Here is a 14,355-nt window from a genome sequence, read left to right as displayed (position 1 = left end):
TGGACATACCTATTCAAGGAGCTCCGTGTTCGAACCCGTGCAGCTGCGGTCCTTCCTGGCCGTGGCCGAGACTTTGAGTTTCACGAAGGCAGCCGAGCGCCTCGGCCTCGCCCAGCCCACGGTCAGCCAGCACGTAAGAAAGCTGGAGACGGCGGCCAAACGAGCGCTCGTAGCGCGCGACACCCGGGATGTCCGGCTCACGGACAATGGCGATGCGATGGCAGGCTTTGCCCGCAACATCCTCTCCGCGCACGATTCCGCAGCCAGGTACTTTTCCGGCTCCGCGATGCGTGGCCGGCTGCGGTTCGGCACCGCCGACGATCTCGCCATCACGGGCTTGCCCCGGATCCTCCGCGAGTTCCGGCAGCTGTATCCCCAGATCAACCTGGAACTCACCGTCAGCCAGAGCGACCAGCTCTACAAACGCGTCAATGCGGGCCAGTTGGATCTCGTGTTCGTGAAGTGGGTGGGCGAGGCGAAGGACGGCACCGTGGTCCGCCACGACAAGTTCGCCTGGGTGGGCGTCGAACAGACGGCGCTGGACCCGGCCAGCCCCGTGCCGCTGATTTGCTATCCGGCCCCGAGCGTCAGCCGGAAAATGGCTATCGACGCGCTGGAGGCCATGGGCCGCACGTGGCGGGTCACCTGCTCCACCCGGCAGATCGCCGGCGTCCTGGCAGCGGTGCGCGCTGGCATCGGCGTCGCGGTGATGCCGTCGTCGCTGGTTCCCGAGGACCTCACGGTGATCACCAAGCGCTTCGACCTCCCGCCGGTGGGTGACGTGGACTTCACCTTGATCCGCAACCCTTTGGCGAACGCCGAGGTAGTGGACGCACTGACGCAGGCGATCATCGGCAGAACGCTCAACAAGCAGGCGTAGCTAGCTCCCGTGCGGCGAGGAGGACGGTTTGGACGATCGTCTTGCGGCGCCGCTCCGCCCTGCTTGACCCCTTGCTACCGGCCATGAGGCCATCCAGTTCCGGCAGTACCGGCCAGGCGTCACACAACGCAATGATGGTGAGCATCAGATCGGCCGCATCTTCCCTGGACGTCCCCGGGATGGCCCGGATGACACCATCAACCTTGTTCCTGCAGTTCGCGGCCCGGTCCGGACGGTTGACCACATATTCCCCCCGTTCCAACCCCTCCCAAAACAGCAGCCTCGGAAGGGTGGCATCTTGGTGGTGATGGTCGAACAGGCGTCCGGCGTAATCGGCCAAGGCTTCGGGACCATCGCCCTCGATGCGGACTTCGTCCACTACTTTGCTGAGCTGGGATGCGATCACCGCGTCGAAGAGAAGATCTTTCTTGCCGAAGTACTGGTAGATGCGTTCCTTGTTGACTCCGGCCGCAGCCGCGATGCGGTCCACCCTGGCGCCGGCTAGTCCGAATTGGCAAAACTCGGCGGTCGCTGCCTCAAGGAGGAGTCGTTTGGTCCGCTCGGTATCCCATGCCATGTGTCCACCTTAACAGATTCCAACCAAGTAGTTGCAGTTTTTGGCGGTGAGGTCTAGTCTGAACTCACGCCGAAAGCAACCAATTAGTTGGAGAATCCCATGAGCACCCAGATCCCCGTTGCCGCCCCCGCGGACAGCGCCGCGGTTGCGGCGGTTGCCGAGCCCGCTCCGCACTCCGCGCACCCTGTGCACCTGCCTTCCGTGCACACGCGTGCAGTGATCACGTGGCTGGCCATTTTCCCCCTCGTCGCGATCGGCATGACGATCCTCGCTCCGATCACGGAGTCATGGCACCCCGCGCTGCGCGCCCTCGTGCTGACGCTCGTCGTCGTTCCTACCGCCGTCTACCTGGTTGTCCCGAAGCTGCTCGCCGGTTACGGCTCGCTGAAGCGGCGGCAGGCAAGAAAGGCCGCCGCCAAGGCCTAGCCTGTGGCAGGTATCACCCGGCAATCGGGCGGCCACGCGCTAAACTTGTCACGTTATGAACCGCACAATGTTTAAGTCCAAGATCCACCGCGCCACGGTGACCCATGCCGACCTGCACTATGTAGGTTCAGTGACGGTTGACCTGGATCTGCTGGATGCTGCGGATATTCTCCCCGGCGAGCTCGTCTCCATTGTCGACGTGACCAATGGCGCACGCCTCGAGACTTACACGATTGCCGGCGAACGCGGCTCCGGCGTCATTGGCATCAACGGTGCCGCAGCGCACCTGGTGCACGTGGGCGACGTCGTCATCCTCATCACCTATGCGGAGATGACCACCGAAGAGGCCAAGGGCTACCAACCCAAGGTTGTCCATGTGGACAGGGCCAACAAGATCGTCCAGCTCGGCAGTGATCCAGCCGAAGGCATCACTCCGGGCGTCATGCGCCCCCCGCACGCCCTCAACAACGCGAACCTGAACTAACTCCCCTGCCCCGGGGACCCCTTCTTCGCGGTCCACATGGCGGGACATGCCGCCGTCGGGCCTTACAGCCGAATAAAGCTGATTTAGGCTGGGACTGTGAACCCCCGCCGCCCCGCACCCGTCCCCCTCCGGATGCCGTAGTGCTGGGCGTCGTTTCCGGGTTCTTCGTGGTGTGGGCCATCATTCTGGTGGGCATGTTCGTCGGCAAGCGCGGAATCCTGGGAGACAACGCGCGTTCGGTCCTGAGCGCCCTGACTTTCTTCGTCGCAAGTCCCGCGCTGCTCTTTGAAACCCTCGGCAAGGCCCATCTTCGCGACATCTTTGCCGCTCCGCTTCTGGTCACGGCGGTGGGCGCCGTCGTTACCGGCAGCTTGTTCTTCGTCATCGTGAAGTTCTGGCTCAAACGCTCCCTCCCCGAATCGCTGATGTCCTCCATGAGCGCTTCCTTGGCCAACTCCGCGAACCTCGGCATCCCCATCGCCGTGTTTGTCCTGGGCGACGCGAGCTACGTGGCACCGCTGCTGATCTTCCAGCTCGCGTTCTTCACGCCCATGTACCTGATGGCTCTCGATGCCAGCACCAGCGCCCACCGCACCACTCCCCTGCGGTTCGTCTTGATGATCGTGCGGAACCCGATGATCGTGGGATCGGCCCTCGGTTTGGTGGTGGCCGGAACGGGCTGGCAAGTGCCCTCGCTCATCATGGACCCGATCCATTTGATCGGTGGAGCCGCCATTCCCGCGATGCTCATGGCATTCGGGATGAGCCTGAACGGCTCCCGGCCGCTGCAAAAAGACACGGGGCGCCGGACGGATGCGCTCCTGGCCAGCGGCTTCAAGCTCTTTGTCCACCCCACGATGGCCTACCTGTTTGCCCGCTTCGCGCTCGGCCTTGAGGCGCACGCCTTGTTCGCGGTGGTGGTCACGGCCGCCCTGCCCACTGCCCAGAACGTGTTCGTGGCCGCGAGCCGCTACAACACGGGAATCACCGTGGCGAAGGATACTGTCCTGATCACCACCGTGGTGGCCGTCCCGGCAATGATCGCCGTGGCCCTCCTGCTCACCTAGCCCAACTAACTCGCAGTAAGTGTCGTTTTGAGCGCTGAAAACGACACTAAGTGCGAGTCAGTTGGGTCGGCGCGGCTGGTTGGTGTCCTCGCGCCTACTCTTCGTCCACCGAGTCGAGGTACCTGTCCAGGAGTTGCGCGCAGCGGATGAAGCCCAAGTGCGAATATGCTTGCGGGTGGTTTCCCAAGTGGGTCTCGGTGCCCGGGTCGAACTCCTCGGGAAGCAGCCCGGTCGGACCGAAGAGCGCCACGAGCTGGTTGAACAGCTCGAGCGCGTCGTCCAGCCGACCAACGGCCAGGTACGCCTCAATGAGCCAGGTGGTGCAGATGTGGAACCCGCCCTCCAGACCCGGCAGGCCGTCGTCGTACCTGTACCGGAACACGGTGGGACCCACCCGCAGTTCGCGCTCGACGGCGGTGACGGTGTCCAGGAAGCGCTGGTCGCGGACGTCCAGCAGGCCCGAGAGTCCGATATGCAACACGGCCGCGTCGAGGTCCGGGCTGTCGTAGGCCACGGTGTAGGAGTTCGCGGAATCATCCCAGCCCTCGCGGAGGACTTCCGCGCGGATGATGTTGGCCGTTTCCTCCCACTCGGCCCCGATGGGGCGCCGGAACCGCACCGCCGTCTGCATGGCCCGGTCCAGGGTCACCCAGCACATCACCTTGGTGTAGATGTGGTACCGTGGCGCCCGCCGGGCTTCCCAGATGCCATGGTCCGCTTCGTGCCAGCGGGCCAGGACGGCCGAGGCCATCTGCTCCATGAGTTTCCAGTGCTCGTCCGGCAACGTGCCGCGGCGCTTGCCGAGGGCCTGGATGAGCCCGGCAATCGGCCCGAAGACATCCAGCTGCACTTGGTGGTCGGCGGCATTCCCGATCCGCACCGGCCGCGAACCGGCGTAACCGGGCAAGCTCTCGATAATGGCCTCCGTAGACAGCGGGGAGCCGGTCACCGAGTACAAGGGATGCAGCCATTCCGGACCGGGAGCGTTCTCCAGGATGCGGCCCAGCCAACGGAGGAACCCGTCTGCTTCCTCGGTGGAACCCAGGTCCACGAGCGCATTGACCGTCATGGAGCCGTCGCGGAGCCAGCAGTAGCGGTAGTCCCAGTTGCGGGTGCCGCCGATCCCCTCCGGCAGCGACGTGGTTGGAGCGGCGAGGACCGCCCCGGTCGGCTCGTGCACCAGTGCTTTCAGGACCAATGCCGAACGCCGCACCAGCGACGGTTTCATGTCGGGCAGTTCCAGCCCGCGGACCCACTGCCGGGACTGGTGCGCGACGGCGGCCCGCCGGGCGAGCTCTCCGGTGGGGTCCGGCGTCGTCGGCTCAGTGTCTCCGCACCTCAGGTTCATGACGACGGGACCGTACGCGAGGCTGACTTCGGCGGTGGCGGTGCCGTGTTTGCCGTCGCTCGTGACCGTGAAGGACACGCCGGGAGCGAAGAGGACGATGGGATCCGAAGTGCCCACAACGTGCAGCTCTTCGCCACGGATTTCCATATTGAACGGGGCGTTGGCGTAGTCCGGCCGCGGTGCGAAAACAATCCGCGCGCTGCCGGTTCCGGACAGGACCCGGACCAGGCTGGTGATGCCGTCCGGGGCGGGCTCAAGGTAGTCCGTGACCGTAACGTCGGCCCAGCGCGTCTCCACGATCATGGTGTTGTCCACATAGCGCTGTCCCAGCACCTTCGACGTCTTGACCGGCTCCACGCTGAAGTGGCCGGCCGGGTCTCCACCAAGGATGTGCGCGAACAAGGATCCGGAATCCGGGAGGGGATGGCTCATCCAGCAGATCTTGGCCTCCGGGGTGAGCAGCGCTGTGGAGGTCCCGTTGCCGATCATCGAATGCCGCTCCAGCCCCACCGCGTCCTCGCCGAACAACCACGCTCGGCGCAGTTCGAACAGGATGGCGAGCACTTTGGCGAAGGCCTCCGGGTCCGGTAAGCGGTAGCGCGCCTTGGTTTCTGCATCGCCAACGTGCAGGCCAAGATCCGGGCCCCGCAAGGTGGCGATCGCGAGCTCGTCGCTCTCCGCATCGCCGGCAAACAGGGCCGCGCTGGCCCCCAACTGTGCACGCAGATGCTCCAGCGCGGCGTCTTTGGAGGGCTCCACGATGGACAAGTCCAGAACGGAGCCGTCCACAATGAAGAACAAGCCCAATTCGCGGGCGATCTGGTGCGCCTCACGCGTCACCCGGGCCACGACGGCGGGAGTGGCCGGCCTGGTGTGGATGGCTACGGCCACGGGCTTGCGCTCGATGCTGATGCCCTTTTCGAAGCCGATCGATTCGTTGAGGGCGGTGGCTGCCTGTTGAAGGACGGCTTCCGTGGCCATCGTGACGCTGTACGCGTAGGTCATGTCGAACTCGGCGCCGTGCGAACCCACCAGGTGGACTTCCGCCGGCAGGCGCGACACTGCGGCAAGGTCCCGCAGCGACCTGCCGGAGATGACGGCCGTGTGCGTGTTCGGCAGCGCCGCCAATGCCCGGAGCGCGACGGCGGCACTCCCCAACGGGAGCGTCTCGGTGGATACGCCTTCCGCGGCACAGAGGGTTCCACCGTAGTTGCAGGCCACCAGGAGCCCCGGGGTGCGGGCCAGCATCCTCAGTTCCGCCAGCAGCTCCGGAGTGATTCCATCGTGGGCGGCCTCGGATTGGACTGCCGTCCGCAGGAGGCCCAGAGGAAGCGACTTTGTCAGCAACGCCGAATCGGCCACGGACAAATTGAGCGGAGTAGCCATGGGGGACGATCCTTCCGGGGTGGATTCGTCCAGTTTCCGCCCGGCTGGTTTCGCCTCCGTGACCCGCGTATTGCCGGGGTGTAACGAGTTTGTTTGGTTACGTTTGGGCGGTGCAGTTCGCTTGCTACACCCGCGTCAGCCCGACGGCTTCTGCCACCAGCTCCACGGAACGCAGGCGCTGCTCCGTGCCCGTGCTCTGGTGGGCAACGATCAGTTCGTCGGCATCGGCGTGGCGGGTGAACTCGTCGAGGTAATCGCGCACCATTTCCGGCGTTCCCACCGCCGAGTACTTCACCATCTGCGCGATGTGCTGGCCTTGTGGCGAGTCGAGAATAAGGTCCGCTTCGGCGTCGGTGAATTCGCGTCCGCCACCCAGGAAGCGCGAGACGCGGTCCCGCTTGACCTCAAGGAAGAGCCGTTGGGCTTCGGCCGCCGAATCTGCGGCCACGACGTTGACGCCCGCGATCACGTAAGGCTCCTGGAGCTGCTCGGATGGCTTGAACTCGCGGCGGTAGACGGCGACGGCGTCCTGCAGCGCGTTGGGCGCGAAGTGCGAGGCGAAGGCGTAGGGCAGGCCGAGCTGAGCCGCCAAATGCGCCCCGAAGAGCGAGGACCCGAGGATGTAGAGGGGCACGTTGGTGCCCTTGCCCGGCGTCGCTTCGACCCCTTGGATCCGCGTCGGTCCCGTGAGGTACCCCTGCAGTTCCAGGACGTCCTGCGGGAAGGTGTCCGCGGCCATCGGATCGCGACGGAGTGCACGCATCGTGTTCTGGTCACTGCCGGGCGCCCTTCCGAGGCCGAGGTCGATCCGGCCCGGGTGCAGCGTCTCAAGGGTGCCGAACTGCTCCGCGATGGTGAGCGGCGAATGGTTGGGCAGCATGACGCCGCCGGCGCCGAGCCGGATGCTGCTTGTGTTTGCCGCAATGTGGGCAATCAGCACGCTCGTGGCCGAGGACGCGATCGAGCCCATGTTGTGGTGCTCGGCGTACCAGATCCGGCGGTAGCCGAGACGTTCGGCCAGTTGCGCCATCGCGACGCTCCCGGCGAAACTCTCCGCCGCCGTCTGGCCTTTGCCGATGATTGCCAGGTCGAGGATGGAGAGGGGAACAGTCACGTGATGCCGGCCTTTCGAAGGTGGTTTCGTTCGAGGGGCCGGTTTCCCGGCCACTCTTTCGACAACGACGGCGGCGCCCGGGTTATTTCTCCCGCTTGCGTGGGGTCCGTCTCAACTCGTGAAGATGCCGAGATCCCGGCGAAGGTGACGGCCGCATGTCCGAAAGCCACGTCCTCCCCGGCCACGGACTGCACCTCCAGCGCCTGATTGACCGGGGTTTGCCCGTAGCCCACGAAAAATCACCTCACGTGTCCGGCAGTTGTGTGGGAAGCCTACCCCGCGGCTGTTTTGTGACCCTTCGGGACCTCCAATGAAGCCCGGTGAACCCCTGTCTCCCAGCGTTTCAGAGCGCTTTGACCGGGTCTTGTCCCTGCCGGATAGTTGCAGCAACGCACACCATCCATCACTTTCGAAGGGGACTCCATGGCTTTCTCACGCCTCAAAACAGGCACCGCGTTGGCACTCGCCGTAACCACGACTCTCGGCCTGGCCGCGTGCTCGGACCCGGGCGCCTCGGCCGCGCCAGCGCCGTCGTCGGCCTCCGCCGGCAAAACCTTCAACCTGGCTCCCGAGCAGAACCGCTTCCCTGTGCAGGTTTCCCCGGAAGCCGCCGCCCTGGTGCCGGAGTCCGTCAAGGCAGACGGGAAGCTGACCGTCGCGGTGAGTCCCTTCGCTGCGCCGTTGGCCGTCTATGCCACGGACAACAAGACGCCGGTGGGCAACGAGGTGGACATCGCCGTTGCGCTGGCCGAATCGCTGGGACTCAAGGCGGACGTCGTCCCGACGGCGTGGGCGGATTGGCCGTTGGGCGTGGAATCGGGCAAGTACGAGGCGGTCATATCGAATGTCACCGTGACGGAAGAGCGCAAGACCAAGTTCGATTTCGCCAGCTACCGCGAGGACAAACTGGGCTTCTACGCGAAGAGCGACAGCCCCATCACCAAGGTGGACTCGGCTCCGGACGTGGCGGGCAAGCGGATCATTGTGGGCTCAGGCACCAACCAGGAAGCTATCCTGCTGCGCTGGGACGCCGAGAACAAGAAGAACGGATTGAAGCCGGTTGAGTTCCAGTATTACGACGACGACTCGGCCTCCACGCTCGCGCTTCAGTCGGGCCGTGCGGACCTCACGTTCGGACCGAACGCGACCGCGTCCTACAAGTCGCAGACCGATGGCAAGACCAAGAACGTGGGCCTGGTGGACGGCGGGTGGCCGCTCAAGGCGAGCATCGCGGTGACCACGAAGAAGGGCAACGGTTTCGCGGCAGCAGCCCAGGCCGGCCTGAACGCCCTCATCAAGGACGGAACCTACGGCAAGATCCTGGACCGCTGGGGACTCACCGCGGAAGGCATCCAGAAGTCTGAACTGAACCCGCCGGGCCTGCCGAAGAGCTAGGGTTCGCTTCGGGGGTGTACCTTTCCACGTATCGGGAACCGCTGCGTTCCGGACAAGCGAAAGGGATTTCCATGGGCCAGCGCCTTGCCATCCTCGACGACTACCAAGGGGTCGCCTACGACTATGCGCCGTGGGCCGAGCTCGCCGACGACGGGGTCGACGTGACCGTCTTGACGGAGCCGTTGGCGGATGCCGAGGACGCCCTCCGGGACTTCGACATCATCCTGGCCATGCGGGAACGGACCACTTTCGATGCCGGGCTCCTCCGGCAGCTGCCGAAGCTGAAGCTCCTGGTCACCACGGGGATGGCCAACGCAGCCATCGATCTGCGCGCGGCCGAGGTGCAGGGCATCACTGTCTGTGGGACGGGCGGCTCACCCGCCGCGGCGCCCGAGCTGACGTGGGCCCTGCTCCTGGCTTTCGCACGCAAGGTGCCGTTCGAGGACCGCCGGCTGCGCGCCGGAAACTGGCAGGACACCGTGGGTTTCGAACTGTCCGGGAAGACACTAGGTGTGCTGGGACTCGGAAAGATCGGAAGCAAGATCGCCGGTTACGCCAAAGCCTTTGGCATGGAGGTCATCGCCTGGAGTCCGAACCTCACGGAAGAGACTGCCGCTGCGGCAGGTGCCCGGAAGGTGGGCAAGGAGGCACTCTTCCGGGAGGCCGACGTCGTGAGCGTCCACGTACGGTTGTCGGAGCGGTCCCGGGGGCTCGTCGGGGAGGACGAACTGCGGCTCCTCGGCCCGGAAGGCGTCCTGGTGAACACGGCCCGCGGGCCGATCGTGGACGAGGCTGCCCTCCTCCGCGGGCTCAACGAGGGCTGGCTCGGCGGCGCGGCCCTGGACGTGTTCGACGTCGAGCCCCTCCCGGCGGGCCACCCCCTCCTCACGGCGCCCCGCACCGTGCTGACGCCGCACCTGGGTTACGTCACGTCGCAAAGCTACGCGCGCTTCTACGGCGAGGCCTTCGAGGACGTCCGCGCGTGGGTGCGGGGGAATCCGGTGCGGGTGCTCATTTCTTGACTCCTCAATGGGGTTGAATAGTCCCGTGCCTGCTGACTTCTCGCTCCGTCCCGCTTTGCCCTCCGACGCCGGCTGGATCGCGGAACTGCGCGCCGTCGTCATGCGACCCGATCTGGAGCGGCTTGGCCGTTGGGATCCCGTGCGGGTCCGGGAGCGCTTCTTGAACGCGTTCCAGCCGGAACACACCTTGCTCGTTGCCGTCGAAGAGCAGGTTGCCGGTGTCATCGCAGTGCGCCCGGAACCCGATGCTCTGTGGATCGAACACTTCTACCTCGCTCCGGAGTTCCAGGGGCAAGGACTTGGAGCCGGAGTGCTGCGTCGGATCACGGGCGAGCCCAAGGACCACCGGCCGTTCCGGCTCAACGTGCTCCAGGGCAGTCCGGCCCGACGCCTCTACGAACGCCACGGCTTTGTCCTGGAAACCGAGGATCCGGTGGACGTTTTCATGGTCGCGGGCTGACTGAGCCTGTCAGTCGTGAAGGACCACTTGGTAGAGGTTGTGGTCTTGCCATTTTCCGGCGATCAGCAGGTATCGCGGTGCCATGCCAATGTGCTGGAACCCGGCCTTGAGCAGTACCCGCTGCGAGGCAGCGTTGTGGAGCAGGGTGCTTGCCTCGATGCGGTGCAGTCCGAGTTCGTCGCGGGCCATGTCGACTATTGCTTGGACGGCTGCGGACGCCAAGCCACGGCCCGCATAGTCGCCGTCCACCCAGTAGCCCAGCCCCGCGCTCTGGAAAGGACCGCGGACGATTCCTGCCACGTTGAACCGGCCGACGAGTCTATCGCCGTCGAACAGGCCGAGCGGATGCCCTTCCCCGGCTTCATGCGCGACGAGTCGCTTGGCAATGTCGGCCGCCTGCCATTTTTCGGTGTAATATTCCTCGGGCCGCATTGGCTCCCAAGGCGAAAGGTAAGCCCGGTTGCGCACATATGCGGCTGCGAGCGCTGCCGCATCACTGACGCGCAACACGCGCATGCTGACGCTCCCACTAAGTTGGCGCGGTTCAATCATCGGTCAACATTAGACCAGATCGCAGCCGTCAATAAGTGCTTTGTTGCTCGGCAAACCGGGCTATCACAGCCGCATCCGGCTTATGGAACGTTCGCCAGTCCGAGCGAACATCGACCCACCGCGCGGGTTGGCCAGCCTCGGGCAGGAGCTCCGTCGCGGGATCGGCGATCGTCCAGTAGGACAAGTTCAGCGTCGGTGTGATGCCGCGGCCTCACTGCGTCCGGCATCGTGCGGCGTAGCATGCGGGTATGTGCATCGCGAGGGTTCTTCGGATCGCGGCTGCAGCCTGTGCGCTGGCGGCGGCCTCTGCCTGCACGCCAGCTATCCCGCGTGCCTGTGCGGGGCCGGCCGCGGGTGCGCCGGAAGTCGAGCTTGACGCAGGGCCCTGGCTGCGTGTCCACCCGGGCACGACCCTCGAACTCTGCCTTGCGGCGAATTGCGAACTACTCTCGCCTAGCCGGGAACTCACCACTGTCCAGGCTCCGCCCGAAGACCATGAGGGCGCCTACAGCCTTACGCTCAAGAGCGCAGGCGCACTGGTGATCCAAGAGCGCGTCGAACTCGCCGACCAAACCGTCGTTGGCCCTTGCGGGACCAGCCAGGCCATAACCATCAGGCGATTGACCCTCGGACCCGATGGCCGGCTCGTCGACACCCCTCAGCGGCAGGGCCCGCACGCCACAGCGAGCAACTCCCCCTCCCCGTGAGCTGCCGTTCAGACTCACCGCCGAATGGGCAAATACCAGCGACCAATCAGGACGCATCGCGGCGAAACTCGGGTTCACCGAGTCGGTTCGATTCTCAGAGATCACTCGACGCTATGAGAGCCTGATCGTGTAGCGGCCGACTTCTCCTCGGTCTGTCGTGACAATTCGGTTCAGAACGCCTCCGCAAAGTTCAATAGTCTTCACCGAGGGAACGTTGTCCACGAAGCAGGCCAGCACCACTCGATCCATGTTGCGGGCCTTCGCCAAGTACAGCATCTCCCGAAGCGCTGCAGCGGCGAGGCCACGCCCTCTGGCAGACGGCCGGAGTCCATAGCCCACATGTCCGAGGGCTTCCGCACCCTGTGTGGGTTCGTGGCGGAGAGCGATTCCCCCGAGGACTTCGCCGTCCTCGACGATCCACCGAAAGGTGCAGCCGTCGTCGCAGTTCGACGCTTCCTTGGCCAAAAGCCGATCGACGAACACTCGGAATCCTTCCAACGATCGGACGTCGTCGGCCTCCACCAAACCGAAACCATCTTCACGGAGACCGTCGCCCCATTCTTTGTGCGCCTCCATCCACGCCGCGTGCAGGGCAACCGAGGGCCGGACGAGCAAAGACATAGTCCAACGCTACAGTCGACGCGCGGCGGGGCGCAGTGGGCGATCGACCGGCGTGATGCCTTCGCGGTGGAGGACTGATTGAAGGGCACCAGCGGTGACATTTAGCGCCGGAAGTCCCCAGCCGAATTCGCCGCGCTTGCCCCCCGAGACTGTTGGCTCTGACGAGGTGGATGCTGACGAGCTCAGCTATTGACTCCAACTGCCATTACATTACACACTAATCCGTATCGAAAGAGGCCTCTGATCGGTAAGGCTCAAGCGAATCATTACTCCGTAAGGGCCAACTCTGGCCGGTAGAAGAATGGGGAATGTCATGAATGTTAACCGTCTGCTGGCAGGGGGTGCCCTGGTCGGTGTGTTGACGATCGGTGCAGCAGCTCCTGCACTCGCAGGAACGATCACCAACGTCGGTGGCGGCACCTGGAATTACGGGACCGCGTTCCAACCACCATGGTTCAAGAACGTCTGGTCTCACTACGTTCACCCAAGCGCGTACCATTCCGCTACGGCTATTGGCGGCCCTAACAATGTCAAGGTCTATGCCAATGCCAATAGCTGGGCCAACGCTGATACCCAGTGCGGCGCTGGCGAGAATGCCGCTCAATATTGGGCGACCTACTGAGTAGCAGCCGTCCCCGATGCGCTGATGCCGTCACAGCGGGTGTCGGTCGGCGGGTCCCTTTTGGGCCCGCCGACTTGTTTGTTTGTGGGCGGCGAACGGAAATGTCGAAGAGTTGAAGGTGTGGTCGGCCGATGAAACATGTCCTGCTGGGACTGGTGATCGTAGTATGCGCGGCAACGTTCGGTGTGAGCGTCGTGAACGGAATCAATGAAGAACGCACGGCCGTGGCGCGCGCGGCAGCTGATGCCGGACAGGCGTTTTCAGTCCCGGGCGATGCGGCGGATCCTGATGCAGTGCTGTCCACGTTGAGAAGCGCAGCCGCAGCCACTCGCAGCAACGTTTTCAGGACGGTGGTTGGGGTGGATGAAAACGACCGTGCGTTCGTGACTCAGTACGTGCTTTTGACCCGGCCGGATACTCGCGTCTTCGACGGGACCGCCCTCTCATCGGGGAGATTCCTTACCGTCCAAGAGTCACAGGAAGGCGACGCTTCGGTCGCGTCACCGGACACCAGCCCGAACACGGTTGGTGTTCTGCGTGTCCTGGGGGCCGGAGAGCGTTTCTCATTCCGTCCACTACGGACAGCGTTCGACACGATGCCTGCGCCGGGAACCTACTATGCCGAGTGTGGGCCCGCCGGGTGCGCGGCCTTTGTGGACGCAGTAGCTGCCGCGCTCACTACTCACATTGCCGGACGGTCCTTCGAGGCCACGGATTTGAGCGCACCGAATCAGCAATTGATTGTCCCGACAAACGTCCCGCCGGTCTACTTGCAACTCGCGGTTTTCGTCGGGCTTCTCCTCACTGCGGTGCTTGCTGTATATCGACAGTTATATGAGGCAAAGAGAGCTGGCGCGATGCGCTTGCTTGGCTACGGTGCGACTAGGGTGTGGTGGACGATCACAGGGCGGCCAGTGATCGTCGTCGGCACTGCTTCCGGCGTCGCTCTCGTTTCCATCTCGGCCCTTCTGCCTGGCGCGGACAGCGGATTCGTTGCAGTTGTGGTCTTCGACCAGATAATTGCCGTGGGCTTGCTCATTGCGGCCAGCTTGCTGACCATACCGTACGTGGCAAGGATGCGAGTCTCGGACGCGTTGAAGAACCGACGTGACACCAGAGCTTTGTTTGGTGCAGGAATCGCGCTGTCCGTTGTGACTTCGTCGGCCCTTGTAGTGGTCGCTGCGGGCGCCTGGTCCAACGTGGATGCGATCAACAATGAACGCGAATCGCTGCAACATTGGACCTCGACAACCGGGTATGGTGTTTTCGTTCCGGTGAGCAACGGCAACGATGCAGTGGACCTGCAGACCGGCCAGCCCGGTTCATCCATCGTTCAAGCCACCGACCTCTACGACGCACTCACCGCCCGCGGGGCCCTCTATGTGTACGCCGGCGCATTCTCAAAGACAGCGCTCCAGCAAAGTCAACAGGCCGGCCAGTACCGATCAATGCAAGTAAATCCTGCCTACCTCCACACATACCCGATCCGTGACGCAAACGGCCGGCCGGTCACGGTCGATGAGAGTGAATCGTCGTGGATATTGCTCGTGCCCGAGCAATTCCGCTCCCAGGAACGAGAGATCACCGCATATTTCCGGGCCCAACGCGATAGCGCATTCTCCGCCGAGAAGACGATCTTCCACCGCGACAAGAGCATCGCTGCGCAAGATCACCGCGTGCGGATCATCTGGACG

At 64.3% G+C, this 14,355-nt stretch carries 15 protein-coding genes; 10 read left to right on the top strand and 5 right to left on the bottom strand.

The window, feature by feature from the left end; genetic code table 11:
* Positions 1 to 25 precede the first annotated feature (25 nt).
* Positions 26 to 880, top strand: coding sequence for a LysR substrate-binding domain-containing protein (locus KNN17_RS12435; RefSeq protein ID WP_241709383.1), 855 nt, complete (start codon positions 26 to 28; stop codon positions 878 to 880).
* Here the strand turns inward: KNN17_RS12435 and KNN17_RS12430 are convergent.
* On the bottom strand, positions 864 to 1,457 hold the full coding sequence (locus tag KNN17_RS12430) for a TetR/AcrR family transcriptional regulator (protein ID WP_241709382.1): 594 nt from the start codon (positions 1,455 to 1,457) through the stop codon (positions 864 to 866). The genes KNN17_RS12435 and KNN17_RS12430 overlap by 17 nt on opposite strands.
* A gap of 99 nt (positions 1,458 to 1,556) precedes the next feature.
* On the opposite strand from KNN17_RS12430, the gene KNN17_RS12425 reads away from it, so the two are divergent.
* From KNN17_RS12425 to KNN17_RS12415, 3 genes are all read left to right on the top strand, one after another.
* Positions 1,557 to 1,883 carry a hypothetical protein gene (locus KNN17_RS12425; RefSeq protein WP_241709381.1) on the top strand — a complete coding sequence of 109 codons (327 nt, stop codon included), beginning with the start codon at positions 1,557 to 1,559 and terminating at the stop codon, positions 1,881 to 1,883.
* Positions 1,884 to 1,938: 55 nt separating this feature from the next.
* The gene (gene panD / locus KNN17_RS12420; RefSeq protein ID WP_171983469.1) at positions 1,939 to 2,367 is read left to right on the top strand and encodes an aspartate 1-decarboxylase; all 429 of its coding nucleotides are present in this window, start codon (positions 1,939 to 1,941) and stop codon (positions 2,365 to 2,367) included.
* Positions 2,368 to 2,507: 140 nt separating this feature from the next.
* Complete coding sequence (locus KNN17_RS12415) at positions 2,508 to 3,434, top strand: AEC family transporter (RefSeq protein ID WP_241709380.1); 927 nt, start codon at positions 2,508 to 2,510, stop codon at positions 3,432 to 3,434.
* Positions 3,435 to 3,528: 94 nt separating this feature from the next.
* Here the strand turns inward: KNN17_RS12415 and KNN17_RS12410 are convergent, their stop codons facing one another.
* Together KNN17_RS12410 and KNN17_RS12405 are read right to left on the bottom strand one after the other, a co-directional pair.
* Entirely contained in the window at positions 3,529 to 6,168 is a 2,640-nt protein-coding gene (locus KNN17_RS12410; RefSeq protein WP_241709379.1) for a trehalase-like domain-containing protein, read from the bottom strand.
* 124 nt (positions 6,169 to 6,292) lie between these two features.
* Entirely contained in the window at positions 6,293 to 7,282 is a 990-nt protein-coding gene (locus KNN17_RS12405) for an LLM class flavin-dependent oxidoreductase (protein WP_241709378.1), read from the bottom strand.
* 423 nt (positions 7,283 to 7,705) lie between these two features.
* On the opposite strand from KNN17_RS12405, the gene KNN17_RS12400 reads away from it, so the two are divergent.
* From KNN17_RS12400 to KNN17_RS12390, 3 genes are all read left to right on the top strand, one after another.
* Positions 7,706 to 8,677, top strand: a complete 972-nt coding sequence (locus KNN17_RS12400) for an ABC transporter substrate-binding protein (protein WP_241709377.1) — start codon at positions 7,706 to 7,708, stop codon at positions 8,675 to 8,677.
* Between the two features lie 71 nt (positions 8,678 to 8,748).
* A complete protein-coding gene (locus tag KNN17_RS12395) occupies positions 8,749 to 9,699 on the top strand; it encodes a D-2-hydroxyacid dehydrogenase family protein (protein ID WP_241709376.1) in 951 nt (316 codons plus the stop codon).
* Positions 9,700 to 9,724: 25 nt separating this feature from the next.
* Positions 9,725 to 10,159: a GNAT family N-acetyltransferase gene (locus tag KNN17_RS12390; protein ID WP_241709375.1), complete on the top strand. Its 435-nt coding sequence runs from the start codon at positions 9,725 to 9,727 to the stop codon at positions 10,157 to 10,159.
* 9 nt (positions 10,160 to 10,168) lie between these two features.
* On the opposite strand, the gene KNN17_RS12385 is transcribed toward KNN17_RS12390, so the two are convergent.
* The gene (locus KNN17_RS12385; RefSeq protein ID WP_241709374.1) at positions 10,169 to 10,675 is read right to left on the bottom strand and encodes a GNAT family N-acetyltransferase; all 507 of its coding nucleotides are present in this window, start codon (positions 10,673 to 10,675) and stop codon (positions 10,169 to 10,171) included.
* Positions 10,676 to 10,959: 284 nt separating this feature from the next.
* On the opposite strand from KNN17_RS12385, the gene KNN17_RS12380 reads away from it, so the two are divergent.
* Positions 10,960 to 11,418, top strand: coding sequence for a hypothetical protein (locus KNN17_RS12380; RefSeq protein WP_241709373.1), 459 nt, complete (start codon positions 10,960 to 10,962; stop codon positions 11,416 to 11,418).
* Positions 11,419 to 11,529: 111 nt separating this feature from the next.
* Here KNN17_RS12380 and KNN17_RS12375 read toward each other — a convergent pair whose 3' ends face one another.
* Entirely contained in the window at positions 11,530 to 12,039 is a 510-nt protein-coding gene (locus tag KNN17_RS12375; RefSeq protein WP_241709372.1) for a GNAT family N-acetyltransferase, read from the bottom strand.
* Between the two features lie 313 nt (positions 12,040 to 12,352).
* Here KNN17_RS12375 and KNN17_RS12370 point away from each other — a divergent pair, with 313 nt between their 5' ends.
* The gene (locus tag KNN17_RS12370) at positions 12,353 to 12,661 is read left to right on the top strand and encodes a lactococcin 972 family bacteriocin (protein WP_241709371.1); all 309 of its coding nucleotides are present in this window, start codon (positions 12,353 to 12,355) and stop codon (positions 12,659 to 12,661) included.
* Positions 12,662 to 12,792: 131 nt separating this feature from the next.
* Positions 12,793 to 14,355 (top strand): hypothetical protein (locus tag KNN17_RS12365; protein ID WP_241709370.1); only part of this gene is annotated, 1,563 nt, incomplete at its 3' end.

The sequence above is a fragment of the Arthrobacter bambusae genome (assembly GCF_022606295.1).
Taxonomy (GTDB): Bacteria; Actinomycetota; Actinomycetes; order Actinomycetales; family Micrococcaceae; genus Arthrobacter; species Arthrobacter bambusae_A.
The sequence above is the reverse complement of the archived record's forward strand: the minus strand, read 5'-3'. Positions and strand labels throughout refer to the sequence as shown.

Coding starts and splice junctions, on each gene's coding strand:
- KNN17_RS12370 (WP_241709371.1), top strand. CDS start 12,353: ATGAATGTTAACCGTCTGCTGGCAGGGGGTGCCCTGGTCGGTGTGTTG.
- KNN17_RS12425 (WP_241709381.1), top strand. CDS start 1,557: ATGAGCACCCAGATCCCCGTTGCCGCCCCCGCGGACAGCGCCGCGGTT.
- KNN17_RS12430 (WP_241709382.1), bottom strand. CDS start 1,457: ATGGCATGGGATACCGAGCGGACCAAACGACTCCTCCTTGAGGCAGCG.
- KNN17_RS12385 (WP_241709374.1), bottom strand. CDS start 10,675: ATGCGCGTGTTGCGCGTCAGTGATGCGGCAGCGCTCGCAGCCGCATAT.
- panD (WP_171983469.1), top strand. CDS start 1,939: ATGAACCGCACAATGTTTAAGTCCAAGATCCACCGCGCCACGGTGACC.
- KNN17_RS12395 (WP_241709376.1), top strand. CDS start 8,749: ATGGGCCAGCGCCTTGCCATCCTCGACGACTACCAAGGGGTCGCCTAC.
- KNN17_RS12375 (WP_241709372.1), bottom strand. CDS start 12,039: ATGTCTTTGCTCGTCCGGCCCTCGGTTGCCCTGCACGCGGCGTGGATG.
- KNN17_RS12400 (WP_241709377.1), top strand. CDS start 7,706: ATGGCTTTCTCACGCCTCAAAACAGGCACCGCGTTGGCACTCGCCGTA.
- KNN17_RS12410 (WP_241709379.1), bottom strand. CDS start 6,168: ATGGCTACTCCGCTCAATTTGTCCGTGGCCGATTCGGCGTTGCTGACA.
- KNN17_RS12380 (WP_241709373.1), top strand. CDS start 10,960: ATGTGCATCGCGAGGGTTCTTCGGATCGCGGCTGCAGCCTGTGCGCTG.